Source organism: Candidatus Pantoea floridensis (assembly GCF_900215435.1).
In the GTDB taxonomy this organism is placed as follows: Bacteria; Pseudomonadota; Gammaproteobacteria; order Enterobacterales; family Enterobacteriaceae; genus Pantoea; species Pantoea floridensis.
Genome location: NZ_OCMY01000001.1, coordinates 2,810,353 through 2,834,765 on the forward strand (window position 1 = coordinate 2,810,353; position 24,413 = coordinate 2,834,765).

The 24,413-nt window shown below is 54.7% G+C and carries 23 protein-coding genes and 3 tRNA genes; 16 read left to right on the forward strand and 10 right to left on the reverse strand.

Going from position 1 to position 24,413, the window contains the following annotated elements; translation table 11 throughout:
* Window positions 1-70: 70 nt before the first annotated feature.
* Complete coding sequence (gene argA / locus CRO19_RS13100; RefSeq protein ID WP_176519152.1) at window positions 71-1,417, reverse strand: amino-acid N-acetyltransferase; 1,347 nt, start codon at window positions 1,415-1,417, stop codon at window positions 71-73.
* A gap of 214 nt (window positions 1,418-1,631) precedes the next feature.
* On the opposite strand from argA, the gene amiC reads away from it, so the two are divergent.
* Complete coding sequence (gene amiC / locus CRO19_RS13105) at window positions 1,632-2,867, forward strand: N-acetylmuramoyl-L-alanine amidase AmiC (RefSeq protein ID WP_141400241.1); 1,236 nt, start codon at window positions 1,632-1,634, stop codon at window positions 2,865-2,867.
* Between the two features lie 71 nt (window positions 2,868-2,938).
* Here amiC and CRO19_RS13110 read toward each other — a convergent pair.
* From CRO19_RS13110 to CRO19_RS13120, 3 genes are all read right to left on the reverse strand, one after another.
* Window positions 2,939-3,015 (reverse strand) — tRNA-Met (locus CRO19_RS13110).
* A 52-nt stretch (window positions 3,016-3,067) separates the two neighbouring features.
* Window positions 3,068-3,144 (reverse strand) — tRNA-Met (locus CRO19_RS13115).
* A 53-nt stretch (window positions 3,145-3,197) separates the two neighbouring features.
* Window positions 3,198-3,274, reverse strand: a tRNA-Met gene (locus tag CRO19_RS13120).
* Window positions 3,275-3,478: 204 nt separating this feature from the next.
* On the opposite strand from CRO19_RS13120, the gene mltA reads away from it, so the two are divergent.
* Together mltA and tcdA are read left to right on the forward strand one after the other, a co-directional pair.
* The gene (mltA, locus tag CRO19_RS13125) at window positions 3,479-4,627 is read left to right on the forward strand and encodes a murein transglycosylase A (RefSeq protein WP_097096204.1); all 1,149 of its coding nucleotides are present in this window, start codon (window positions 3,479-3,481) and stop codon (window positions 4,625-4,627) included.
* 28 nt (window positions 4,628-4,655) lie between these two features.
* Window positions 4,656-5,462, forward strand: a complete 807-nt coding sequence (gene tcdA / locus CRO19_RS13130) for a tRNA cyclic N6-threonylcarbamoyladenosine(37) synthase TcdA (protein ID WP_097096205.1) — start codon at window positions 4,656-4,658, stop codon at window positions 5,460-5,462.
* Here the strand turns inward: tcdA and csdE are convergent.
* Together csdE and csdA are read right to left on the reverse strand one after the other, a co-directional pair.
* On the reverse strand, window positions 5,450-5,905 hold the full coding sequence (gene csdE, locus CRO19_RS13135) for a cysteine desulfurase sulfur acceptor subunit CsdE (protein ID WP_097096207.1): 456 nt from the start codon (window positions 5,903-5,905) through the stop codon (window positions 5,450-5,452). The genes tcdA and csdE overlap by 13 nt on opposite strands.
* Window positions 5,906-5,909: 4 nt before the next feature.
* A complete protein-coding gene (gene csdA / locus CRO19_RS13140; protein WP_097097657.1) occupies window positions 5,910-7,115 on the reverse strand; it encodes a cysteine desulfurase CsdA in 1,206 nt (401 codons plus the stop codon).
* A gap of 206 nt (window positions 7,116-7,321) precedes the next feature.
* Here csdA and CRO19_RS13145 point away from each other — a divergent pair, with 206 nt between their 5' ends.
* The 4 genes from CRO19_RS13145 (at window position 7,322) to rlmM (ending at window position 10,335) form a co-directional block, all read left to right on the forward strand.
* Window positions 7,322-7,546, forward strand: coding sequence for a YgdI/YgdR family lipoprotein (locus CRO19_RS13145; RefSeq protein WP_097096208.1), 225 nt, complete (start codon window positions 7,322-7,324; stop codon window positions 7,544-7,546).
* A 333-nt stretch (window positions 7,547-7,879) separates the two neighbouring features.
* Window positions 7,880-8,797 (forward strand): transcriptional regulator GcvA, encoded by a 918-nt coding sequence (locus tag CRO19_RS13150; protein WP_097096210.1) that lies wholly within the window; start codon window positions 7,880-7,882, stop codon window positions 8,795-8,797.
* A gap of 49 nt (window positions 8,798-8,846) precedes the next feature.
* Window positions 8,847-9,242, forward strand: coding sequence for a DUF423 domain-containing protein (locus CRO19_RS13155; protein ID WP_008109570.1), 396 nt, complete (start codon window positions 8,847-8,849; stop codon window positions 9,240-9,242).
* Window positions 9,235-10,335: a 23S rRNA (cytidine(2498)-2'-O)-methyltransferase RlmM gene (rlmM, locus tag CRO19_RS13160; protein ID WP_097096211.1), complete on the forward strand. Its 1,101-nt coding sequence runs from the start codon at window positions 9,235-9,237 to the stop codon at window positions 10,333-10,335. Before CRO19_RS13155 ends, rlmM begins: the two co-directional genes overlap by 8 nt.
* Window positions 10,336-10,557: 222 nt before the next feature.
* On the opposite strand, the gene xni is transcribed toward rlmM, so the two are convergent.
* From xni to queF, 3 genes are all read right to left on the reverse strand, one after another.
* Entirely contained in the window at window positions 10,558-11,316 is a 759-nt protein-coding gene (xni, locus tag CRO19_RS13165; RefSeq protein WP_097096213.1) for a flap endonuclease Xni, read from the reverse strand.
* Between the two features lie 38 nt (window positions 11,317-11,354).
* Window positions 11,355-12,719, reverse strand: a complete 1,365-nt coding sequence (gene ppnN / locus CRO19_RS13170) for a nucleotide 5'-monophosphate nucleosidase PpnN (RefSeq protein WP_097096215.1) — start codon at window positions 12,717-12,719, stop codon at window positions 11,355-11,357.
* 186 nt (window positions 12,720-12,905) lie between these two features.
* Window positions 12,906-13,751 carry an NADPH-dependent 7-cyano-7-deazaguanine reductase QueF gene (queF, locus tag CRO19_RS13175; protein ID WP_097096216.1) on the reverse strand — a complete coding sequence of 282 codons (846 nt, stop codon included), beginning with the start codon at window positions 13,749-13,751 and terminating at the stop codon, window positions 12,906-12,908.
* A gap of 62 nt (window positions 13,752-13,813) precedes the next feature.
* Between queF and syd the strand changes: the two genes are divergently transcribed.
* The 4 genes from syd (at window position 13,814) to CRO19_RS13200 (ending at window position 16,518) form a co-directional block, all read left to right on the forward strand.
* On the forward strand, window positions 13,814-14,362 hold the full coding sequence (gene syd, locus CRO19_RS13180; protein WP_097096217.1) for a SecY-interacting protein: 549 nt from the start codon (window positions 13,814-13,816) through the stop codon (window positions 14,360-14,362).
* Window positions 14,363-14,952: 590 nt separating this feature from the next.
* Window positions 14,953-15,279, forward strand: a complete 327-nt coding sequence (locus CRO19_RS13190) for a YqcC family protein (protein WP_097096219.1) — start codon at window positions 14,953-14,955, stop codon at window positions 15,277-15,279.
* The gene (truC, locus tag CRO19_RS13195) at window positions 15,279-16,058 is read left to right on the forward strand and encodes a tRNA pseudouridine(65) synthase TruC (protein ID WP_097096220.1); all 780 of its coding nucleotides are present in this window, start codon (window positions 15,279-15,281) and stop codon (window positions 16,056-16,058) included. Before CRO19_RS13190 ends, truC begins: the two co-directional genes overlap by 1 nt.
* Window positions 16,059-16,071: 13 nt before the next feature.
* Window positions 16,072-16,518, forward strand: a complete 447-nt coding sequence (locus CRO19_RS13200; RefSeq protein WP_097096222.1) for a flavodoxin — start codon at window positions 16,072-16,074, stop codon at window positions 16,516-16,518.
* A 52-nt stretch (window positions 16,519-16,570) separates the two neighbouring features.
* Here CRO19_RS13200 and garD read toward each other — a convergent pair whose 3' ends face one another.
* Window positions 16,571-18,130, reverse strand: coding sequence for a galactarate dehydratase (gene garD, locus CRO19_RS13205; RefSeq protein WP_097096223.1), 1,560 nt, complete (start codon window positions 18,128-18,130; stop codon window positions 16,571-16,573).
* A 508-nt stretch (window positions 18,131-18,638) separates the two neighbouring features.
* On the opposite strand from garD, the gene CRO19_RS13210 reads away from it, so the two are divergent.
* Genes CRO19_RS13210 through garR form a run of 5 tightly spaced genes read left to right on the forward strand, consistent with a single transcriptional unit; the run spans window position 18,639 to window position 24,407 of the window.
* On the forward strand, window positions 18,639-19,985 hold the full coding sequence (locus CRO19_RS13210) for an MFS transporter (protein WP_097096225.1): 1,347 nt from the start codon (window positions 18,639-18,641) through the stop codon (window positions 19,983-19,985).
* 9 nt (window positions 19,986-19,994) lie between these two features.
* Complete coding sequence (locus tag CRO19_RS13215) at window positions 19,995-21,341, forward strand: enolase C-terminal domain-like protein (protein ID WP_097096226.1); 1,347 nt, start codon at window positions 19,995-19,997, stop codon at window positions 21,339-21,341.
* Between the two features lie 10 nt (window positions 21,342-21,351).
* Window positions 21,352-22,683, forward strand: coding sequence for a glucarate dehydratase (gene gudD / locus CRO19_RS13220; RefSeq protein ID WP_097096228.1), 1,332 nt, complete (start codon window positions 21,352-21,354; stop codon window positions 22,681-22,683).
* Between the two features lie 52 nt (window positions 22,684-22,735).
* Window positions 22,736-23,503, forward strand: coding sequence for a 2-dehydro-3-deoxyglucarate aldolase (garL, locus tag CRO19_RS13225; RefSeq protein ID WP_097096229.1), 768 nt, complete (start codon window positions 22,736-22,738; stop codon window positions 23,501-23,503).
* A gap of 19 nt (window positions 23,504-23,522) precedes the next feature.
* Complete coding sequence (gene garR / locus CRO19_RS13230) at window positions 23,523-24,407, forward strand: 2-hydroxy-3-oxopropionate reductase (RefSeq protein ID WP_097096231.1); 885 nt, start codon at window positions 23,523-23,525, stop codon at window positions 24,405-24,407.
* The last annotated feature ends 6 nt before the right edge of the window (window positions 24,408-24,413 follow it).

A 24,413-nucleotide genomic window follows, 5' to 3' on the forward strand; every position in this document is an offset into this window, starting at 1 on the left:
CTTAACTGACGAGCATTACGCCATTCATGGCGACCTCTTCCCGATGCGCATAAATGCCCACCAGCAAGTGCTAACCCAAGTCTGCCATCAGCACTTTCGAACGGCGCTGGTAGTTGTACATCTGCTTTTTGCTCTCGGGCAGCGACTCAATATCCACCGGCGTAAAACCGCGTTCCTGGAACCAGTGAATACTGCGGGTCGTCAACACAAACAGCTTTTTCAGCCCCATTTGACGCGCCTGCAGCGCTACGCGTTCTAAGAGCAATTCGCCGCGCGATGAGCTGCGATAATCTGGATGTACCGCGACACAGGCCATCTCACCAATCTGCTCGTCCGGGAACGGATACAGCGCTGCACAGGCAATGGTCAGATTATCGCGCTGGATGATGGTGAATTTATCAATCTCCATCTCCAGCTGCTCGCGTGAACGGCGCACCAGAATGCCCTGCTGCTCCAGCGGACGAATCAGCTCCAAAATACCGCCGATATCATTGATGTTGGCGCGGCGAATCTGCTCGGCCGATTCCATAACAATCTGCGTGCCGATACCGTCGCGGGAGAACAGTTCTTGCAGTAACGCTCCGTCTTCCTGATAGCTGATCAGATGGCTGCGACGCACCCCGCTGCGGCAGGCTTTAACCGCACCGCGCAGGAAGCGTACGGTGCCCGAAAGGAAATCGCCATCGCTCTCCATTTCGTCAATGCGCGCCTGGGCTTCATTGGGAAACAGCTCGGAAATGATGTTACCTTCGCGATCGGTGACGCCCTGCTCGGAGCAGAAACCAATCATTTTCTCGGCCTTCAATTTGATGGCCAGCTGCGTCGCGACTTCTTCTGACGTCAGGTTAAAGCTTTCGCCGGTCACTGAAACGGCCACTGGTCCCAGCAGCACGATCGCATCATTATCCAGTTGGCGATGAATCGCCTCTTCATCAATACGACGGATACGGCCGCTATGGCAGTAATCGACGCCATCATCCACGCCTAGCGGCTGCGCAATAATAAAGTTGCCGCTCACGACGTTAATATGAGCACCTTGCAGCGGCGTGTTATTAAGACTCATCGAGAGACGCGCGGTGATATCCAGCTGCAGTCGACCAGCTGCCTGCTTGACCAGCTCGAGCGACTGCGCATCGGTGACGCGCGTGTGTTTATGGTAAATCGGTTCCAGCTGTTGCTGCGCCAGGCTGGCATCAATCTGCGGACGGGCACCGTAGACCACCACCAGCCGAATGCCAAGACTATGCAACAGGCCGATATCATTTACGATGCTTGAGAAGTTCTCATGCTCGATGGCTTCACCACCCAGCATGATGACAAAGGTCTTGTCGCGGTGGGTATTTATATAGGGAACGGTATGGCGAAAACCCTGAACCAGTTCTGTACTGCGTTCCTTCACGGCAAACCCTCTTTGCATTTTTATTCGTAATTTTCGTATTTTTATGCTCTTTCGCAAATTAATGCAAGTGCCCGGCCTGACGTTACTTTACGATTTTCCTGATGCAACACTCGCTAACAGACTGCATTATCTGGTTTTTCCGGCAAGACAAGACATTTCTGACCGAACAAAGTTTTCGCTTTCTTGCCATCATTTGACGTTTTTTTAGACATAACATAGCAAGTGGAGCGGCATGTCCGAAGCTTTTACACGACGACGATTATTACAGGGCGCTGGGGCATTATGGCTGTTGAGCGTCACGCGCACTGGAGTGGCAGCCAGCCAGCATATTGTGGCGGTGCGCATCTGGCCATCCTCAACATACTCCCGCGTTACACTGGAATCGAATGTTCCCCTCAAGTACAAGCAATTCACGCTGAGTAATCCCGATCGTCTGGTTATTGATATCGAAAATATGCACATCAATCCGGTACTAAAAGGCGTGGATAAGCTGGTGCGTATGGACGATCCCTACATCAAAACCGCGCGCGTTGGTCAATTCGATACGAATACGGTGCGCATCGTGCTGGAGCTCAAGCGCAGTATCGCGCCGAAGACCTTCACTCTGGCGCCGGTGGCGGGCATTAAGCATCGTTTAGTCGTGGATCTCTATCCCAGCCAAAAGTCACAGGAAGAGGATCCGCTTCTGGCGTTACTGCAGGATTACAATCAGGGCGATCTCGAACGCGATCAGCCCGTGCAGGCTGCGCTGCCGGGCAAAGCAGGGCGCGATCGGCCAATTATTATCATGATCGATCCTGGGCATGGCGGTGAAGATCCGGGCGCACATGGTAAATATAAAACGCGTGAGAAAGATATCGTGCTGAAAATCGGGCGCTATCTGAAGGCGCTGATCGATAAAGAGCGCAACATGAAAGCCTACATGACGCGCAACGAAGATGTCTTTATTCCATTACGTGTAAGGGTCGCGAAAGCACGTAAGCAGCGTGCTGATCTGTTTATCTCGATCCACGCCGATGCCTTCACCAGCCGGGCGGCGCGTGGATCATCGGTGTTTGCACTCTCAACGCGGGGCGCAACCTCGACGGCAGCGCGCTTCCTGGCGCAGACGCAGAATGAAGCCGATTTGATTGGGGGTGTCAGCATGAGCGGCGATCGCTATCTCGATCACACCATGTTCGATATGGTGCAGCGTCAAACGATCAGCGACAGCCTGAAGTTCGGCAAAGAGGTGCTGGCGCGTATGGGGCACATTAATCATCTGCATAAGCGCACGGTTGATCAGGCTGGATTTGCCGTGCTGAAAGCGCCTGATATTCCTTCCATTCTGGTAGAAACCGCGTTTATCAGTAATGTGGAGGAGGAGCGTAAGCTGCGTACCGCGCGCTATCAGCATCAGGTGGCTGAGGCGATTTTGCATGGTATCAAGGCGTATTTTGATAAAGGGGCGGCGCTGGCGCATCGTTGAAGCGGGCGGCAGAAATGCCGCTTTTAGCGTAGGCAGAAACAAAAAAACACCCGTTAAGGTGTTTAAATGATTGGTTGCGGGGGCCGGATTCGAACCGACGACCTTCGGGTTATGAGCCCGACGAGCTACCAGGCTGCTCCACCCCGCGTCCGTCTGTCGCGTTAAGCGACAATTCACATTGTATTCTTCTTATAGACAATTGGTTGCGGGGGCCGGATTCGAACCGACGACCTTCGGGTTATGAGCCCGACGAGCTACCAGGCTGCTCCACCCCGCGTCCGTCTGACGCGTTACACGACACTTCACATTGTCTCTTCACTTAAGAAGAATTGGTTGCGGGGGCCGGATTCGAACCGACGACCTTCGGGTTATGAGCCCGACGAGCTACCAGGCTGCTCCACCCCGCGTCCGTGGATGCGCACTATACTCTGGACGCGCGGCGATGCAACTCCTTTTTGAGACAAATCACTAAATTTACAGTTAGTTGATGAATAAAGTCGCCAATCGTCGCTTTATTATACAGATGTGAGCAAGGCAGGTTGTGGTGGATTTCATTCTCTCCGCCCGTTTGCTATCGTCGCCGGGCAAACAATCGATAAAAAGAGAAGGGTATGAAAGGACATTGGGCGAAGTATGCACTGACTGGCGCATTTTTCGCGCTGTTAGCGGGTTGTAGTTCTAAACCGACCGATCGTGGTCAGCAATATATCGATGGCAAGCTGGAGCAGCCGCTCGGGCTGGTGAATCAGCCCAATGCCAAAGGGCGTCCGGTCAACGGTAAAGACTTTAGCGATCAGGTTGTGCAGATTCAAACGGCCTCTTCCGGTCTGTTCGGACGCAACAACGGCACCTATAGCGCGGTGCAAAACTGGCTGCTGTCCGGTGCCGATACGCGCCAGCTCAACCAGTTTGGTTTGAATGCTTATCAGATGGAAGGCACCGACAATTATGGCAACGTGCAATTCACTGGCTACTACACGCCGGTAGTGGAAGCGCGTTATACCCGTCAGGGCGAGTTCCAGTATCCAATCTATCGCATGCCACCGCGTCCGCGCGGACAGAAACTGCCGAGCCGCGCTTCTATCTATAGTGGCGGCCTTGATGAGCGCTACGTGATCGCTTACAGCAATTCGCTGATCGATAATTTCATGATGGATGTGCAGGGCAGCGGTTATGTTGATTTTGGTGATGGTCGCCCGCTGCGCTTCTTTGGCTACGGCGGCAAAAATGGCTGGGCGTACCACAGCGTCGGAAAAGAGCTGATCGATCGCGGTGAAGTGAAGCGCGAAGATATGTCGATGCAGGCAATTCGTCAGTGGGCGCAAGACCATTCGCCGCAGGAAGTGCGTTCGGTGCTGGAAACCAACCAATCCTTCGTGTTTTTCAAGCCAGAAGAGTACGTGCCGGTTCGCGGTGCCAGCGCGGTGCCGCTAATCGCTAAGGCTTCGGTTGCATCCGATCGGTCGCTGATCCCTGCCGGGACCGTGCTATTAGCGGAAGTGCCGCAGCTGAACGAGAAGGGTAAATTCAACGGAAAATATGAGATGCGCTTGATGGTGGCGCTAGATGTGGGCGGCGCGATTAAAGGCCAGCACTTCGATATCTATCAGGGCGTGGGCCCGGATGCCGCGCATCTGGCCGGATTTTACAACCATTATGGTCGCGTTTGGGTGTTGAAAGCCGCGCCGGGCACCGGTCAGCCGGTGTTTAGCAACCCACAAAATGGCAACAATGGTTCACTGCTATTGGGGTCTAATTGATGTTCCGTCTTGTTGAGAAAGGTTTGTTATGACTGTGGTAAGCGATGCCTGGCGTCAACGTTTTGGCGGCACGGCGCGTCTATATGGGCAGGATGCGTTACAGCGTTTTGCCGACGCCCATTTTTGTGTGATTGGTATTGGCGGCGTGGGCTCGTGGGCGGCGGAAGCGCTAGCGCGCACCGGCATCGGTAAAATCACCCTGATCGATATGGACGATGTTTGCATCACCAATACCAACCGGCAAATTCATGCGCTGCAGGGTAAAGTTGGCCAGGCGAAAACCGAGGTCATGGCGGAGCGGATGCGTGCTATCAACCCTGAATGCGAAGTGATTTGCATTGATGATTTCATCACGCCGGAGAATACCGCTGAACTGTTGTCCGCAGGATTTGACTATGTGATTGATGCGATTGATAGCGTGCGTCCGAAAGCGGCGTTGATTGCCTGGTGTCGGCGTAACAAGATCCCGCTGATCACCACTGGCGGCGCAGGCGGCCAGATCGATCCCACGCAGATTCAGGTTAGCGATCTGGCGAAAACCATTCAGGACCCGCTGGCGGCCAAGCTGCGCGAACGATTGAAAGGCGATTTTGGCGTGGTGAAGAACAGTAAAGGAAAGCTCGGCATCGACTGCGTGTTTTCGACAGAAGCGCTGATGTATCCGCAGCCTGATGGCAGCGTGTGTACCTCACGGAGTACCGCCGAAGGGCCAAAACGCATGGATTGTGCCGCCGGGTTTGGGGCTGCCACCATGGTAACCGCCACCTTTGGCTTTGTGGCGGTTGCTCATGCGCTGAAGAAGTTTCTTGCTAAGGCGGCGCGTCAAACGGCCTGAGTGTGCTCGCGTGCGGCGCGTTGCACCGCATCCGCCAGCGCCTGTAAACCGCTGCTGCGCGATGCACTCAGCTGCGCGCGCAAACCTAACGTATCAAACAGCGCCAGCGGATCTTGCTCAAGCAAGTCGGCTGGCGTTTTGCCTTCTACCGCCGTCAATAACACCGCCAGTAAACCACGCACGATACGTCCTTCACTGTCGCCGTAAAAGTGCAGCGTGCCGTTGTTCAGCAGCTGGCTACTGAGCCAGACGCGGTTCTCACAGCCACTTAGCTCGATTTCCGCTGTCTTTAATTCTTCCGATAATGCAGGCAGCTGGCGGCTGAGCTGGATCAGCTGACGATAGCGATCTTCCCACTGATGAAAATGGGTAAATTTCTCTGTCAGGCTGGCTTCAGTAATCAAATCGCCAAACGGATGCGGAGCGAGCAGGGATGATGTCATGGGATTATTCACTCAGTAGGTCAATGGCGTGGTGCATGGCGCGCACCAGCGCATCCACGTCCTGCAGATTATTATAGGGGGCGAATGAGACGCGCAATGTGCCAGTGACGCCCAGCGCCGCCATTAAGGGTTGCGCACAGTGCTGCCCGGCGCGTAACGCAATACCTTGCTCGGCGAGTAGCGTAACGATATCGCTGTGGTGAATACCTTCTATATCAAACGCCAGCAGGCTGGCATTGCCACAGCGAAAGCTACGGAAGCCGGGGATCTCGCTCAATTGCTCTTCAGCCAGACTTGCCAGTTGCTGGCTCCACATTTCGGCCTTTTCGGCATGATGCTGCGCCAGCCACTCCAATGCAGCGCTTAATCCCACCACGCCCGCCACATTCGGCGTGCCAGCTTCAAAGCGCCACGGCACCGGCTGCGGTGTGAACCCGTTGAAATCAACCTGCGTCAGCATCTTGCCGCCACCCTGCCATGGCTGCATCGCCTCCAGTAATTCAGCCTTGCCATACAGCACGCCAATGCCCATTGGCCCATAAAGCTTGTGACCTGAGAACGCATAGAAGTCGATATCCTGCGCCTGTACATCGGGTGGGCAATGCACCACGCCCTGCGCGCCATCGACCATCACTTTTGCGCCCACGTCATGGGCTAAACGAATTGCCTGCGCCAGATCGGGGCAGCCACCGGTGACGTTCGACATCTGACCCACGGCGAGTAATCGGGTGCGGCCGTTGAGCAAAGCGGGCAGTTGAGCGATATCCGGCAGGCGATCGGCACCCAGCGGCCATTTCACCACTTTTGCGCCGCAGGCCTGCGCCACCATCAGCCACGGCACCAGATTGGCATGGTGCTCGGCTTCGCTCACCACAATCTCATCACCTGCCTGCAGGCGCGGTGCCAGCCAGCCATTGGCGACCAGATTAATCGCCTCAGTGGTGCCGCGCGTCCAGACAATCTGACGATCGTCAGCCGCGTTAAGCCAGCCAGCAACCAGACCGCGCGCCTGCTCATACTTTTCCGTCAGTGCGCGGGCAGCGGCGAATTGGCTGCGATGTACGGTGCCGGCGCTTAAGCTATAAAACTGCGTGGTAGCGTCAATCACGGCCTGCGGTTTTAATGCAGTGGCAGCGCTATCAAGATAGATACCGGCATCGCTCAGCGCGGGAAACTGCTGGCGAAAGGCGCCAGGGGAAAAAATGGTCATACTCAGCCCACTCTTAATCATGTTAGGACCAGGACGAAAGCTGGCCGGTTGCCTGGCAAAGCTGGAAAAGCGCGTTATGCTAATTATTGCAAGGTTTGAACCGAAACCCGCATATCGAGTCGCGATTCTTGGTCGATTTCACTAGTGCCACCGCTGGTTGGCGCATGCGGGTGGTTTAATGCAATCAATCTGCAAGGAGATAGAAGATGAATAAACTCACCGCAGTGCTGGCCGTGTGCACCATGGCCTTTACCCTGACCGCTTGTTCCAGCAATTATGTCATGCACACTAACGATGGTCGCACTATCGTAGCCGATGGCAAACCCAAAGTTGATGATGAAACCGGTATGATCAGCTATAAGGATGCCAATGGCAACAAGCAGCAGATTAACCGCTCTGATGTCAAAGAGATGGTAGAGATGGGTCAGTAAAGACGTAAAAAAAAGCACCGCAATTTGCGGTGCTATTTAAAATCACTATGGACAGACAGGGTAAATCTACAGGAATTAAAAGCTTGATCTGCAAGCGTCAGATCAAAATGCAAACACAACATCACGACCACAAGCCAAAAGCTCTCCAAAAGTCTGCGATCTCTCGCACGTTTCTAGAAATCTTTTCGTTCCGGCTTAGGAAGTGCGGCAACTATAGGTATTTGCTGGAGCTTCCTCAACGGACAAATTATAATGTCTCGGATTAAAAAAACTAATACGTAGCGACTTTGTATAAGTTGAAGTATTACCTTATCAATCCGGATACGGAAAACCATGTCTAAACGCCTTCCGCCGCTCAATGCCCTACGCGTCTTTGATGCTGCTGCCCGTCATTTAAGCTTTACCAAAGCCGCCGAAGAGCTGTTTGTTACCCAGGCTGCTGTCAGCCATCAGATTAAATCTCTGGAGGATTTCCTTGGTCTAAAGCTGTTTCGCCGGAGGAATCGTTCGCTTTTACTGACGGAAGAAGGGCAAAGCTACTATTTGGATATCAAGGAGATTTTCTCCGCACTGAATGATGCAACGCGCAAGTTACAAGCGCGTAGCGCTAAGGGCGCGCTGACCGTCAGTTTGCTACCAAGCTTCGCCATTCAGTGGCTGGTGCCTCGCCTTTCCAGCTTTAATATGGCTTATCCGGGCATCGACGTACGCATTCAGGCGGTGGACCGCGACGAAGAGAAATTAGCCGACGATGTCGACGTGGCAATTTTCTATGGTCGCGGTAACTGGCCGGGCCTGCGCGTGGAAAAATTGTACGCCGAATATTTGCTGCCGGTTTGTTCTCCGATGTTGCTCACTGGCGATCATCCCCTCAAATCGCCTGCGGATTTGGCGCACTGCACGTTGCTGCATGATGCGTCGCGCCGTGATTGGCAATCGTATATTCGCCAGCTCGGCCTGCAGCATATTAATGTGCAGCAGGGGCCGATTTTTAGTCACAGTGCGATGGTGCTACAGGCGGCCATTCATGGCCAGGGCGTGGCGCTGGCCAACAATGTGATGGCGCAGAGTGAAATCGAAGCCGGGCGTCTGGTCTGTCCTTTTAACGATGTATTGGTCAGTAAAAATGCTTTTTATCTGGTTTGTCATGACAGCCAGGCAGAACTGGGTAAAATAGCCGCCTTTCGCCAGTGGATCCTGGAAAAAGCGGCCAATGAACAAGAAAAATTCCGTTTTCGCTACGATCATTAACGCGTTAATGGCTGCACGGTAACGTGCGCAATACCTTGAGGATTCTTTGATGTCCAGTCGTGCCATGTTTGTTTTTGCTGCCATTAGCGGATTTCTGCTGGTGGCATTTGGTGCTTTCGGGGCGCATGTGCTGAGCAAATCGCTCGGTCCTGCTGAAATGGCGTGGATACATACCGGCCTCGAATATCAGGCTTATCACACGCTTGCGGTCATTGGCTTGGGAGCCGCTATGCTGCGCCGCGCCAATATCTGGTTTTACTGGAGTAGCGCCGCGATGGCGTTGGGTACCGTGTTGTTCAGTGGCAGTCTCTATTGTCTGGCGCTGTCGCATATGAAGTTTTGGGTTTTTGTTACGCCAGTGGGCGGCTTGTGCTTCCTGATTGGCTGGTTCTTGATGTTGATTGGCGCACTGCGTCTGAAACGAAAGGCAGATCGCCATGAATAAAGTTTTACTCTATTGCCGTCCGGGATTTGAGAAAGAGTGTGCGGCAGAAATCAGCGCGAAAGCGGCTGAACGCGAAGTTTACGGTTTCCCACGCGTAAAAGATGACTCGGGTTATGTGCTGTATGAATGCTATCAACCGGAAGACGCGGAGAAGCTGATCCAAACGTTGCCGTTTGCTGAGCTGATTTTTGCGCGTCAGATGTTAGTGGTTGGCGAATTGCTGCGTGATTTACCCCAGGAAGATCGCATCACCCCGATTGTCGGTATGCTGACCGGCGTGGTGGAGAAAGGCGGTGAACTGCGGGTTGAAGTGCCAGACACCAATGAAGCGAAGGAACTCACTAAGTTCTGCCGTAAATTAACCGTACCGCTGCGCGCCAGCCTGCGTGAAAGCAAAATCCTGCTTAACTATGAAACGGCGAAACGCCCGGTAGTGCACGTCTTCTTTATTGCGCCAGGTACCTGTTATGTTGGCTATTCGCTGCCAGAAAACAACTCGCCGTTCTACATGGGCATTCCGCGTCTGAAGTTTCCTTCGGATGCACCGAGCCGTTCGACGCTGAAGCTCGAAGAAGCTTTTCACGTGTTCGTGCCCGCCGATGAGTGGGATGAGCGTTTAGCCAGCGGCATGTACGCCGTCGATCTCGGCGCTTGCCCGGGCGGTTGGACCTATCAATTGGTGAAACGCAGCATGTGGGTTTTTGCGGTCGATAACGGTCCAATGGCGCCAAGCCTGATGGATACCGGACAGGTCACTCACTGCCGTGAAGACGGATTTAAATTTCGTCCGCCGCGTACCAACATCAGTTGGCTGGTGTGCGACATGGTGGAAAAACCGGTGCGCGTGGCCAGTCTGATGACCGAATGGCTGGTGAATGGCTGGTGTCGTGAAGCCATCTTCAATCTCAAGTTGCCGATGAAGAAGCGCTACGAAGAGGTTACGCAGAACCTGGCAATGATTGATGACGCGCTAAAAGCGCAGGGCATCAATGCGCAAATCCAGGCACGCCAGCTGTATCACGATCGCGAAGAAGTCACCGTTCATGTACGTCGTCTTTGGGCGGCAGTTGGCGGCCGTCGCGACGAGCGCTAATCCTGCTTCATACTTTGCGCTGCAGCTGCGTTGGCTGCGTTTGCTCGCCCCGGTCACATACTGATGTATGCTCCCGGGGACTCGCGCACTTGCCGCCTTGCTGTAGCGCAAATTATTTCGCAGGATGCGTTTGATAACGAAACGCCAGGATGCGTTTGATAACGAAACGCAGGATGCGTTTGATAACGAACTGTTTCGTAGGGGCGCCATTTATGGCGACCGCTATTTAGCTTGATATCTCAACGTGTTGAGATTGCCCTGCAACACCAAATCCCGCTTTAACGTTGATACTTGCCGACAAATTTCTGCCATTTCCCGCTGTTCCTGCAATTTTCCCTGCCACTTGCTCGGTACTTTTTCCCATTGCTGATAGATCGCATCCAGCGAGCCAAACTGCATTAACAACTCGCGCGCGCTTTTTGGGCCAATCCCTGGAACGCCCGGGATTTTACTGCTGCTGATGCCGCATAATCCCCAGTAATCCGGTAACTGCACCGGTGAGACACCAAACTCCTGCTCGATAAAAGGTACATCCAGCCAGCGCTTCTGGAAGTAGTCGCGAATGCGAATATTGGGTGCCAGCAGCTGGCAGTAGCCTTTATCGGTGGACACAATCGTCGCCTGATGACCGGCATCCGCCATTTTTACCGCCAGCGTAGCGGCGAGATCGTCGGCTTCATCGGTATCGGCTACCCAGCAGCTGACGCCCGCGACGCGAAAGGCTTCCTGTAAGGCCGGCATTTCATGATGTAAATCGTCTGGCATTGGCGGGCGGCCCGCTTTGTAATCCGGCAGAAGTTGATGACGCCAACCCGGTTGACGCTCAACGCCATCAAAAACCGCCACCACGTGCGTGGGCTGTGTGTGACCTAATAGCTGATGCAAAGCCGCAACACAGCTATCACGGCACGGCGAGCCTTGAACGGCATGCAGGCGACGAATCAGGTTTAATGCATCAATGATAAGAAGATGAAGCGACATAGCGATAGCGGCAGCCCGCAGGCTGCCTTCCTGAGAGGTTATTTGATGATTTCATAGCAGGGCGTGTAAGCACTGCCCGGCAGCTTCATACGCTGCTGCGCAACAAAGCCCTGCAGCAGTTCGTCCATGCGGTGCATAAGATCCGCATCGCCATGCAGCTTGTACGGCCCTTTTTCACGAATTTCGCGGATACCCACCTCTTTAACGTTACCGGCCACAATCCCGGAGAAGGCACGACGTAAGTCTGCCGCTAACTGCTCGGCAGGTTGATTCGGGAACAGCTTCAGGTTAGCCATGTTCTCGTGCGTTGGCAGGAAGGGCACCTGTAGATCGGGTGCGATACGAATTGACCAGTTGAAGCTGTATGCATCGCCGGTTTCGCGACGATACTCTTTCACCTGCGGCATGGCCTTCTTCATCAAACGCGCCACTTCAGCTGCGTCATCAATGATGATTTTGTAATGCTTACGCGCGTCTTCGCCCAGCGTGTTAACAATGAAGTCATCCAGTACGCGGAAGTAATCGGCGCTCTCTTTTGGTCCGGTTAGAATCAGCGGCAATACCTGATCGCGATTGTGCGGATTCATCAGAATACCCAGCAGATACAGCAGTTCCTCGGCCGTCCCTACGCCGCCGGGGAAAATCACGATGCCGTGGGCGATACGCACGAAGGCTTCGAGGCGTTTTTCGATATCCGGCATGATGATCAATTCATTAACCAGCGGATTCGGTGGCTCAGCGGCGATGATTGAAGGTTCAGTCAGGCCGATAAAGCGGCTGTCATGATAGCGCTGCTGTGCATGGCCAACCGCGGCACCTTTCATTGGCGCTTCCATCACACCCGGCCCGCAGCCGGTACAGATGTTGAGTTCGCGCAGGCCCATTTGGGTGCCGACATTACGGCAATATTGATACTCCACCGCATTAATGGAGTGGCCACCCCAACACACCACCGTGTTCGGGTATTCGCCGATATGAAGTGCACGTGCGTTACGCAAAATCGAGAATACCTGGTTGGTGATGTGCGCGGAATCTTCGGTATCTTCTGGCTGGAAACGCTCGATCGCGGAGAGATGACCATTTACAAACAGAATGTCACGCAGCACGGCGAAGAGGTTGGCCTGCAGCGAACGGATGATACGGCCATCAACAAAGGCTTCTTCCGGCGGGTTGATGAGCTCTAACTTCACACCGCGTTCACGGCGCAACACATTGATATCAAAGTTTTCGAAGCGTGAAAGCAATTCGTGGCTGCTATCGGTCTGGCTACCAGAATTAAGTACCGCAAGAGAACAGTTGCGGAAAAGCTGATACAGGTCGCTGCTCGCCGTGCGCTTCAGCATATCGACTTCAAATTGTGAAAGCAGATCCATCGAGCCAAGGGGGCTGATATGTGTAATCAAGAGAACTCCTTTACACGCAAATGCGTGACTGATGACGCTACGCTTAACATATTGAGCGCAGTGACGAAAATCCCTGGTCGCGCCTGCTGTAACGATCGCGCCTTCACCAGAGTAACGTTGTCCGCCGTGAATGCTCAAGAGGAACCGCGCATCCGTGCAGCGGCCTGCGAGGCGTCTCGCAATCTGTTACTGGCGAACCAAGCGGGAAAATCCCGGAGAGAAGGGCACGTTGCTGCGCCATGGGTTGATATCCAGGCCTCCACGACGGGTATAGCGCGCATAAACGGTTAAAGCTTCTGGCTGACAAAAGCGCTGAATATCATTGAAAATGCGCTCAACACACTGTTCATGGAACTCATTGTGCTGGCGGAAGGAGATCAGGTAACGCAGCAGTGCTTCGCGATCGATACGTGGACCTTTATAGCGAATCATCACCGATCCCCAATCGGGTTGATTGGTGATTAAACAGTTGGATTTCAGCAAATGGCTGACCAGCGTTTCTTCGACACTCTCGCGTCCTGTTGCCTGCGCCAGATAATCCGCATTGAAAGCGTAGTCGTGAATTTCGATATCTTGTTCGTCAATCACTTCACCGCTGAAGTGACCAATAGGTTGGCCTTCCACTTCGTTCAGACGAAACAGTGCCACGCTGACGTCGCCGTTGGCACAGGCGCTGAGATCGCGCTCTAACGTCTGGCGTACTTCGCCCCAGTCAGCGAAAACTGTCTGGTTAAAACTGTTAAGATAAAGCTTGAAGCTCTTGGACTCGATCAGGTTCTGGCTATCGGCGCGCAGTACCACTTCACCTACGGCCACTTGCGGTACGCCTTTGCTATTCAACCAGGAGAGTTCATACAGCGTCCAGATATCTGCGCCCGTAAAAGGCAGACTATCAGGGTAAAGTCCTAGCGGTTCACGGTTCAGGCTGCGCGGTACGGATTGCAGCAGCGTGTTATCGTAGCGATCGACATAAGCCGTGGGCTTGCCTAAGGTCAGGCCGCTTAGTGCCGGATCGCGGTTTTCAGAAGACATAACGGTTACCACTAAATTTCATCAAAGTGGATAAGTGTAACCCAACACCGACGAGAATATGAATGATGCAGCAAACCGCAGAGGCTCTGCGTGAGTTTACCGCCCGCTACGTAAGCCATTGGCAGCAACACACAGGGCATTTACCTGCCAGCACAGATCTACTTGGCGTTCCTTCCGAATGTATTATCAGCACGCTGAACGATCGCGTGCTGTGGCAGCCGCAGCCCTTTACTCTGCCCGCTACGCTTGAAGCAGTAGAGCGTGCGCTGGATATTCAGCTGCAGCCCGAAATCACGGCGTTCTATACCACGCAATTTGCCGGCGATATGACGGCCTCATTTGAGCAGCAGCCGGTGACGCTGCTGCAGGTGTGGAGCGAGGCTGATTTCACTCGCTTGCAGGAGAATCTGATTGGGCACCTGGTTATGAAGCGCCGCTTAAGACAAGCGCCAACCCTATTTGTCGCCACAACCGACTCGGAGAGTGAGGTGATTGCCCTGTGTAATCTTACCGGGGAGGTTATTCTAGAAGAGCCTGGTACTAAAAAGCGTGAGGTGTTGTCACAAAGCATTAAGACATTTCTTAATGATTTACAACCGGTTAGTGGATGAGCTACAGATTTTTCGCGTGGCTGCTGTGAGAGATCTCTCACGTGAGGTGTAAGAGATCGCTTGATCATTCTGCAGACTTCCGGAAACCGGAGATGTAAAAAGATTGTGAATCATGAACTTATGGTATCAATCTGAAAAACAAGACAGGACTTGATCCATTAACACCTCTTACCTGGTTGTTATTGTGATGGTTTCTGGGAGAATAGTCACCACTGGCAGGATGCTAAGGATTAAGAGACGTTCAGGAGAAAGTCAGCCAGGAGGCGGGAACGTAACGGAGTTTACGGCACATGGAAGGCTTCAGGATGAAGCAGGACACTCAGGATTGAGTCAGGGACACCTCCAGGACGGAGAATGAGAGCCACGCGGATTGTGGCGGGCCAGGATGCTAAGGATTCATGTCATGATGACAAGCGATGGATAGCGCAGGAAAAGTTGTCATGGATGAGCAGGGAGCACTGCGGTGGCTGGAATGCTGCGAACGAAAACCGGGAGCACTGTAACAACAGTGCTCCCTTTTTTTATGCGTTTTTTGCGCATCGCGCGACTGATGATATGCTTGCCGCCCAATTTTTCTCTGGAGGTGGCGCATGTCGTCGCAAATGATTATTCAGCGCCTGCAGCAGGTCGAAACGGTGATGCGCGAGCACGACCATTGGCAGACGCAATCGCCTGAGGCGAATGCCTTCGCCAGTACCGAGCCTTTCTGTCTCGACACCATGGAGCCGCTGCAGTGGCTGCAATGGGTATTGATGCCGCGTTTTTATGCGCTACTCGAGAGCGGTGCTCCACTGCCGCAAAACTTCGCTATCGCACCCTATTATGAAGTGGCACTGCCGAACGATACGCCCGGTTATGCTGCATTATTATTGGTTCTCAATGAGTTTGACGCGCTCTTCCAGGACGCTGCTGTCTGATGCTCGAAATCCTCTATCAAGATGAATGGCTGGTCGCGGTGAATAAACCGGCTGGTTGGCTGGTGCATCGCAGCTGGCTCGACCGCAACGAAAAAGTGGTGGTGATGCAAACGGTGCGCGATCAAATTGGTCAGCACGTTTTCACTGTGCATCGTCTCGATCGTCCAACGTCCGGCGTGCTGCTGATGGCCTTATCAAGCGAGGTTGCCCATTTACTGGCGCAACAGTTTGAGCAGCATCACATGCAGAAAACCTATCATGCGGTGCTGCGCGGCTGGCTTGAAGGTGGTGCGACGCTGGATTATCCGCTGGTGGAAGAGCTGGATAAGATTGCCGACAAATTCGCCACGCAAGAACCCGTAGCACAACCAGCGGTAACGGATTATCAGGCGCTGGCGCACGTTGAGATGCCGGTCGCAATCAGTCGTTATAACACCGCGCGCTATACGCTGGTGGAGATGGCGCCACATACCGGCCGCAAGCATCAGCTGCGTCGTCATATGGTGCATTTGCGGCACCCGATTATTGGCGACAGTGCACATGGCGATCTGCGGCAGAATCGTGGCGCGGCGGCGCATTTTGGGCTTAACCGTCTGATGTTGCATGCTAGCGCGCTCAGCTTCACGCATCCGGTAACCGGTGAGCCGCTAATAATCCGTGCCGGATTGGACCGCGTCTGGCAGCAGATGCTCGAGCAGTTTGGCTGGCAGGATCAGATCCCTGATGTTCCCAGGGTTGAGTTTGCCCTTGATGCAGTCCAGGATAAGCCGACAGAATAAAGGGAGCGGCAAGATGGCAAAGATTGGCATTTTTACAGGTACGGTTTACGGCAATGCGCTGCTGGTGGCTGAAGAAGCACAGACGGTGCTGGAAGAGCAGGGCCACGAGGTGAAGGTATTTGAAGATCCGTCGCTGGCGGATTGGCAGGCTTACAGCAAAGACGTGGTGCTGATCGTGACTTCAACCACCGGTCAGGGCGACTTCCCGGACAACATTGCCCGCCTGTATGTCGCGGTGCGTGATGATCTCGGTTATCAGCCTGAGCTACGTTATGGCGTGATTGGGCTGGGCGACAGCAGCTATGACAATTTCTGCGGTGCCGGTAAAACCTTCGATGTCACCTTGCAGGATCAAAGCGCCAAGCGTGTTGGAGAGGTGTTGCTGGTGGATGCGACGGAACATCCTGAGCCAGAATCGGTAACGTCACCGTGGGTGGAGAGCTGGGGTAAGTTGCTGTAATACATAAGGTCGCCATGAATGGCGACCCTACATTAACCTGCCAGATTAGCAATCACGTCACCGGCGCAGGATTAAACACCGCCAGCTGATTGCGGATCCCCCATCGATCTGACCACGTTTGTTTGCGCCCGCTGGCAATATCCAGAATCAACTCAAACAATCGCCAGCCGACCTGCTCAATACTCTCTTCGCCCGTCGCAATGGTTCCGGCATTGATATCCATCAAATCATGCCAGCGTTCGGCCAGCGCATTGCGCGTCGCCATTTTAATCACCGGAATCGCCGCCAAACCGTAAGGCGTGCCGCGCCCGGTAGTGAACACTTGCAACGTAATACCCGATGCCATCTGCTGCGTGCCGCATACGAAATCACTGGCGGGCGTCGCGGCATAAATCAGCCCGCGCTGGGTTGGACGTTGGCCTGGTGACAACACCTCGACGATCGGACTACGGCCCGATTTGGCAATCGATCCCAGGGCTTTTTCAACCACGTTTGCCAGCCCACCTTTTTTATTACCCGGTGAGGGATTTGCACTGCGATCGGTCTGGCCCTGGCTGAGATAATCGTCATACCACGCCATCTCTTCCAGTAGCCGCTTGCCGACGGTTTCATCCACCACGCGTGGCGTCAGCAGATGAATGGCATCGCGCACTTCAGTCACTTCCGAGAACATCACCGTCGCGCCGCAGCGCACCAGCAAATCAGAAGCAAAGCCTACCGCCGGATTCGCCGTTACACCGGAAAAGGCGTCGCTGCCGCCGCACTGCGTGCCGATCACTAGCTCAGAGGCCGGGCAGGTTTCCCGCTGGCGTTGATTGAGCTTTTTCAGATGACGTTCGGCGACCTGCAGGATTTCATCCACCATCGCTCCAAAGCCCACCAGTCGCTCATCTTGCAGACGCACAATGTCGTTATCATCGAGCGAAATGGCCTGCACGTCCGGCGTACCGGTCAGCAGACGCTCCGGCTGTAATTTTTCGCAGCCGAGGCTGACGATCATCACTTCACCGCCAAAATTAGGATTGAGCGCGAGATTATGAATGGTGCGAATCGGCACCACCGCGGCAGGCGCATTGATCGCGACCCCGCAGCCATACAGATGATTCAGCGCCACCACGCCATCGACATGGGGATAACGCGGCAGCAAATCTCGTTCAATGATCTGCACCACGTAATCCACTACCCCAGCCACGCAGTGCACGCTGGTAGTGATACCGAGCAGGTTGCGTGTTCCTACGCTGCCATCGGCGTTGCGATAACCCTCAAAGGTATAACCCTCCAGCGGTGGCAGGGCGGGCGGCACATTGTTTGCCAGCGGTAAACTGTTGAGCGGCGGCGCTTCGGGTAGCGCCACCAGCGATTCTTCAATCCAGCTGCCTTGTGCAATCGGGCGTAGCGCGTAGCCAATCACTTCACCGTAGCGCAGGATAGCGCCATCCTGTGGGATATTGCTCAGCGCGACTTTATGCCCCTGCGGCACATGTTCGGTTAGCTGCAGTCCGTCGTCGAAACGTGTGCCGGACGGCAATCCCTGATTATTGACCACGATCGCCACGTTATCGGCATCGTGTACTTTGATATAGAGCGGTTTTTCAGTCAGAGGACGGTTCATTGCTCACCTTCCAGTTCGTCGCGCGGTACATAGCGGCGCGGTTTAAAAATGCTTCCATCACGTCATCGTTTTTTGCCAGCCTCAGTATATGCAGGGGTATTGGCCTGCGCATTGTGCAACTGACTGGCTTTAAGGGGATTTATCACGGCAAATTGGTTCGTTTAACCAAAAGCAAGTGAAGAGACTCACAAAGTATCGTTAGCTTGTGCGTTTAATGAGCAACTTTACGGGGTAACGAACCGTTCCGTGAGCCACGCCGCAGCGTTATGTGCAGATGCCACAAAAACAGTACTAATAACCCCGAATCCTCATGCGTTCTTCCAGTGTATCGCCGCCTGGCTGTTCCTATACTGATTCTCGTTCTTCAACGTTAGGTTATTCGTCACGACGCATCATCGTATTGCCACTATAAAAATCGCCGTGTTTAACCCAACTTCTCTCTGATACCCAACGCGATGTGTATGCAGTCAGAGCGAATGTAGCTCACGCTATATTTCAGGAGTGCATCATGAATAGTTTCAGCCAGACAGCGGAAGCGGTGCAAAAGCGCACCAATGCCCGTTACTGGATTGTGGTGATGTTATTTATCGTTACCTCGTTCAACTACGGTGACCGCGCCACCATTTCGATCGCCGGTTCGGCGATGTCTAAAGAGATCGGTCTCGATTCAGTCGGATTAGGCTACATCTTCTCAGCGTTCTCATGGGCTTACGTTATCGGTCAGATTCCGGGCGGCTGGTTGCTTGACCGCTTCGGCTCGAAACGCGTCTATTTCTGGAGCATCTTTACCTGGTCGCTGTTTACCCTGCTGCAAGGGTTTGTCGACGTGTTCAGCGGCTTTGGCATCATCGTTTCGCTGTTTATGTTGCGCTTCCTGGTGGGGCTGGCAGAAGCACCTTCCTTCCCTGGCAACAGCCGCATTGTCGCGGCCTGGTTCCCGGCGCAGGAGCGTGGCACAGCGGTGGCCATTTTCAACTCGGCGCAATATTTCGCCACGGTAATCTTTGCGCCAATCATGGGCTGGCTGGTGTCAGAAGTGGGCTGGGCGCACGTGTTCTGGTTCATGGGCGGATTGGGCATCATCCTCAGCTTCATCTGGCTGAAAGTGATCCACGATCCCACCGATCATCCGGGCGTCAACAAAGCCGAACTGGAGTACATGGAGCAGGGCGGTGCGCTGATCAACATGGATGCTAAAAAAGCCGAACGCAAAGTGAGCTGGAGCGAGAAGTGGTTCCAGATTAAACAGCTGCTCACCTCCCGCATGATGCTGGGCATCTACCTCGGCCAATACTGCGTCAACGCCTTAACCTACTTCTTTATTACCTGGTTCCCGGTATATCTGGTGCAGGCGCGCGGCATGTCGATTTTGAAAGCCGGCTTTATCGCCTCGATTCCGGCGGTATGCGGCTTCCTCGGCGGCGTATTGGGCGGAGTGATCTCCGATTACCTGATGCGTAAAACCGGCTCGCTGAATATCGCACGTAAAACGCCGATTGTGCTCGGCATGCTGCTCTCCATTTCGATGGTGATGTGTAACTACACCGACACCGAATGGGTGGTGGTGTTCTTCATGGCGCTGGCATTCTTTGGGAAAGGCATTGGTGCGCTGGGTTGGGCGGTGATGGCGGATACCGCACCGAAAGAGATCAGTGGCCTGAGCGGCGGTCTGTTCAACATGTTCGGTAATTTCTCCGGCATCGTCACGCCGATTGCCATCGGGTACATCATCGCCACCAGCGGATCGTTTGAAGGCGCGCTGATTTATGTCGGTATCCATGCCTTTGTCGCCGCGTTTAGCTTCCTGGTGATTGCGGGCGATATCAAACGCGTCGAACTGAAAACCCGAGCATAAGGACGGACTATGACTACGCAAAGCACGCCGGTGATCACCGAAATGCAGGTGATTCCGGTTGCCGGTTACGACAGCATGCTGCTGAACATCGGGGGCGCGCACAGCGCCTGCTTCACCCGCAATATTGTGGTGCTCACCGATAGTGCGGGACATACCGGCGTGGGGGAAGCGCCCGGCGGCGAAACCATCTACCAAACGCTGGTTGAGGCGATTCCGCAGGTTAAAGGCCAGCAGGTGGCACGCATGAATCGCCTGGTGCAGCAGGTGCACAAAGGCAATCAGTCGGCGGACTTTGATACCTTCGGCAAAGGCGCCTGGACCTTCGAACTGCGCGTCAACGCGGTTGCTGCGCTGGAAGCGGCGCTGCTCGATTTACTCGGCCAATGCCTTGGCGTGCCGGTGGCAGAGCTGCTTGGTCCGGGCCAGCAGCGCGATGAAGTGACGGTGCTGGGTTATCTGTTCTATCTCGGCGATCGTCGTAAAACCGACTTACCGTATCTGACCGGCGAAGGGGCTAGCCACGATTGGTATCACCTGCGTCATCAGGAAGCGTTGACGCCGCAATCCGTGGTGCGTCTGGCGGAAGCGGCACAGGACAAATACGGCTTCAAAGATTTCAAACTCAAAGGCGGCGTGCTGCCCGGTGAACAGGAGATTGAATCGGCGGCGGCGTTGAAAAAGCGCTTCCCCGATGCGCGCATCACCGTTGATCCCAACGGTGCCTGGACGCTTGATGAAGCGATTCGCTTATGTAAGGGCATGGGCGATGTGCTGACCTACGCCGAAGATCCGTGCGGTGCCGAGCAAGGCTACTCCGGTCGCGAAGTGATGGCTGAATTCCGCCGCGCCACCGGGTTGCCGGTGGCTACCAATATGATCGCCACCAACTGGCGCGAGATGAACCACGCGGTAATGCTTAACTCAGTCGATATCCCGCTGGCCGATCCGCACTTCTGGACGCTGAGCGGTGCGGTGCGCGTGGCGCAGCTGTGCGATGACTGGGGCTTAACCTGGGGTTGTCACTCCAATAACCACTTCGATATTTCGCTGGCGATGTTCACGCATGTTGGCGCGGCTGCGCCCGGCAAACCCACCGCCATTGATACGCACTGGATTTGGCAGGAAGGCGATCAGCGCCTGACCAAAGAGCCGCTGCAAATTCGCAACGGCAAAATCGCCGTGCCGGATAAGCCGGGCCTTGGCGTCGAGCTGGATTGGGATCGCCTGCATCAGGCTAACGCGCTGTACACATCACTGCCGGCTGGCGCGCGTAATGACGCCACTGCGATGCAGTATCTGGTGCCCAATTGGTCATTCGACCGCAAGCGTCCGGCCTTCGGTCGCGATAAAGTCTAAGGAGCAGGAAATGAGTCAGACACCGAAAATTACATCGCTGCAGGTCATCCCAGTGGCCGGTTACGACAGCATGTTGCTCAATCTGAGCGGCGCACATTCGCCGTTCTTTACCCGCAACATTGTCATTATTAAAGATAACGCCGGGCATACCGGCGTGGGGGAAATCCCAGGCGGAGAAAAGATTCGTCAGACGTTGGTCGAGGCTGAAGCGCTGGTGGTGCAGAAAACCGTCGGTGAATACAAAAACATTCTCAATCTGGTGCGCAGCACCTTTGCCGACCGCGACGCCAGCGGGCGCGGCAATCAAACCTTCGACCTGCGTACCACCATTCACGTGGTGACCGGCATTGAAGCGGCGCTGCTCGATCTGCTGGGTCAGCATTTAGGCGTTAACGTTGCATCACTGCTTGGCGATGGCCAGCAGCGCGATCGCGTTGAGATGCTGGGCTACCTGTTCTACGTCGGCGATCGCAAGAAAACCGCGTTGCCGTATCAGAGCCAGGAAAATGACAAATGCGATTGGTATCGTCTGCGTCATGAAGAGGCGCTCACGCCGGAAACGGTGGTGCGTCTGGCGGAAGCGGCCTACGAAAAATACGGCTTTAACGATTTCAAATTGAAAGGCGGCGTGCTGCGCGGTGGCGAAGAGGCTGAAGCGGTAACGGCGCTGGCGAAGCGCTTCCCGCAGGCGCGCGTGACGCTTGATCCCAATGGTGCCTGGTCACTGAACGAAGCGATTCTGCTCGGCAAGCAGCTGAAAGGCGTGCTGGCTTATGCGGAAGATCCGTGCGGTGCTGAGCAGGGCTATTCCGGTCGCGAAGTGATGGCTGAGTTCCGCCGCGCCACTGGCATGCCGACCGCCACCAATATGATTGCCACCGACTGGCGTCAGATGGGCCACACGCTGTCGTTGCAATCGGTCGATATTCCGCTGGCGGATCCACACTTCTGGACGATGCAGGGCTCGGTGCGCGTGGCGCAGATGTGCCATGACTTTGGCCTGACGTGGGGCTCGCACTCTAACAATCACTTCGATATCTCGCTGGCGATGTTCACGCATGTGGCTGCCGCCGCGCCGGGAGCGATTACCGCTATCGATACGCACTGGATTTGGCAGGAAGGCAATCAGCGACTGACCAAAGAGCCGTTCCAGATTAAAGGCGGCATGGTGCAAGTGCCGCAGAAACCGGGACTGGGCGTCGAGCTGGATATGGATCAGGTGATGCAGGCCAACGCGCTATATCAGCAACACGGTTTGGGCGCGCGCGATGATGCGCAGGCTATGCAGTTCCTGGTACCGAACTGGACCTTTGATAACAAGCGTCCGTGCCTGGTGCGCTAACTTTTCCGGCTCCCCGCGCGGGAGCCTGCTGTAACCGACAGGAGTGAAAACAATGAGCAATGCCTGGCCGAACAATTTTCGTCGCCGTTTGCTGGCAGGAGAAACCCTGATTGGCAGCTGGTGTGCGCTGGCTAATCCACTCACCACCGAAGTGCTGGGACTGGCGGGCTTTGACTGGCTGGTGCTGGATGGCGAACATGCGCCGAACGACATCACTACCTTTGTGCCGCAGCTGATGGCGCTGAAGGGCAGCCACAGCGCGCCGGTGGTGCGTCCGCCGTGCAACGAACCGATTATCATCAAGCGTCTGCTGGATATTGGTTTCTACAACTTCCTGGTGCCGTTTGTGGAAACCGAGGAAGAGGCGATTCGCGCGGTGGCTTCCACCCGCTACCCACCGGCTGGCATTCGCGGCGTATCGGTTTCGCATCGCAGCAACATGTACGGCACGCTGTCGGACTACAACAGCACCATCAACGACAACATTACCGTTCTGGTGCAGATCGAAACCCAGCAGGCAGTAGACAACATTGATGCCATCGCTGCGGTGGACGGCGTTGATGGCATCTTCGTCGGACCGGGCGATCTGTCGGCGGCGCTGGGCTATCTCGGTCAACCGGCACATCCTGAAGTATTGAAAGTGATTAAACACGTATTTGAACGCGCCAAAGCAGCGGGTAAACCGAGCGGCATTCTGGCACCGGTTGAAGCCGATGCGCGTCGCTACCTGGAGTGGGGCGCCAGCTTTGTGGCGGTCGGCAGCGATTTGGGTGTTTTCCGCAACGCCACGCAGGCGCTGTGTGACAGATTCAAAAAATAACTGACGTAGGGGAAAGGCAATGAAAATTGGATTTATCGGCCTCGGTATCATGGGCAAACCGATGAGTAAGAACCTGGTGAAAGCCGGTTATGCGCTGGTGGTGCGTGACCACAATGCCAGCAACGAAGCAGAATTAGTTGAGCTGGGCGCTACCGTGGCGAAAAGCGCTAAAGAGGTAGCCGAGCAGGTTGACGTGGTGATTACTATGGTGCCGAACTCACCGCAGGTAAAAGAAGCCTGCCTGGGACCCAACGGTATTATTGAAGGCGCGAAGCCAGGCCTCATCGTCATCGATATGAGCTCTATCGCACCGTTAGCCAGCCGCGAAGTGCACGATGCGCTGGCGGCGAAAGGCATCAAAATGCTCGATGCGCCAGTGAGCGGCGGCGAGCCGAAGGCGATTGAAGGCACCTTGTCAGTGATGGTTGGCGGTGATAAAGCGGTATTCGACCAGTGTTACGACATCATGAAAGCGATGGCGGGTTCGGTGGTACACACCGGCGACATCGGCGCGGGTAACGTCACGAAGCTGGCCAATCAGGTGATTGTGGCGCTGAACATCGCGGCGATGTCGGAGGCGCTGTCGCTGGCAACCAAAGCGGGCGTGAATCCGGAACTGGTGTATCAGGCCATTCGTGGAGGCTTAGCGGGCAGCACCGTGCTGGATGCCAAAGCGCCGATGGTGCTGGATCGTAACTTCAAGCCGGGCTTCCGTATCGATTTACATATCAAAGATTTGGCCAATGCGCTGGACACTTCACACGAGATTGGCGCGCATCTGCCGCTGACCGCCGCGGTGATGGAGATGATGCAGGCGCTAAAAGTGGACGGACAGGGTACGTCGGATCATAGCGCGCTGGCCTGCTATTATGAAAAATTAGCAAAAGTTGAGATCACCCGGTAGTGCATG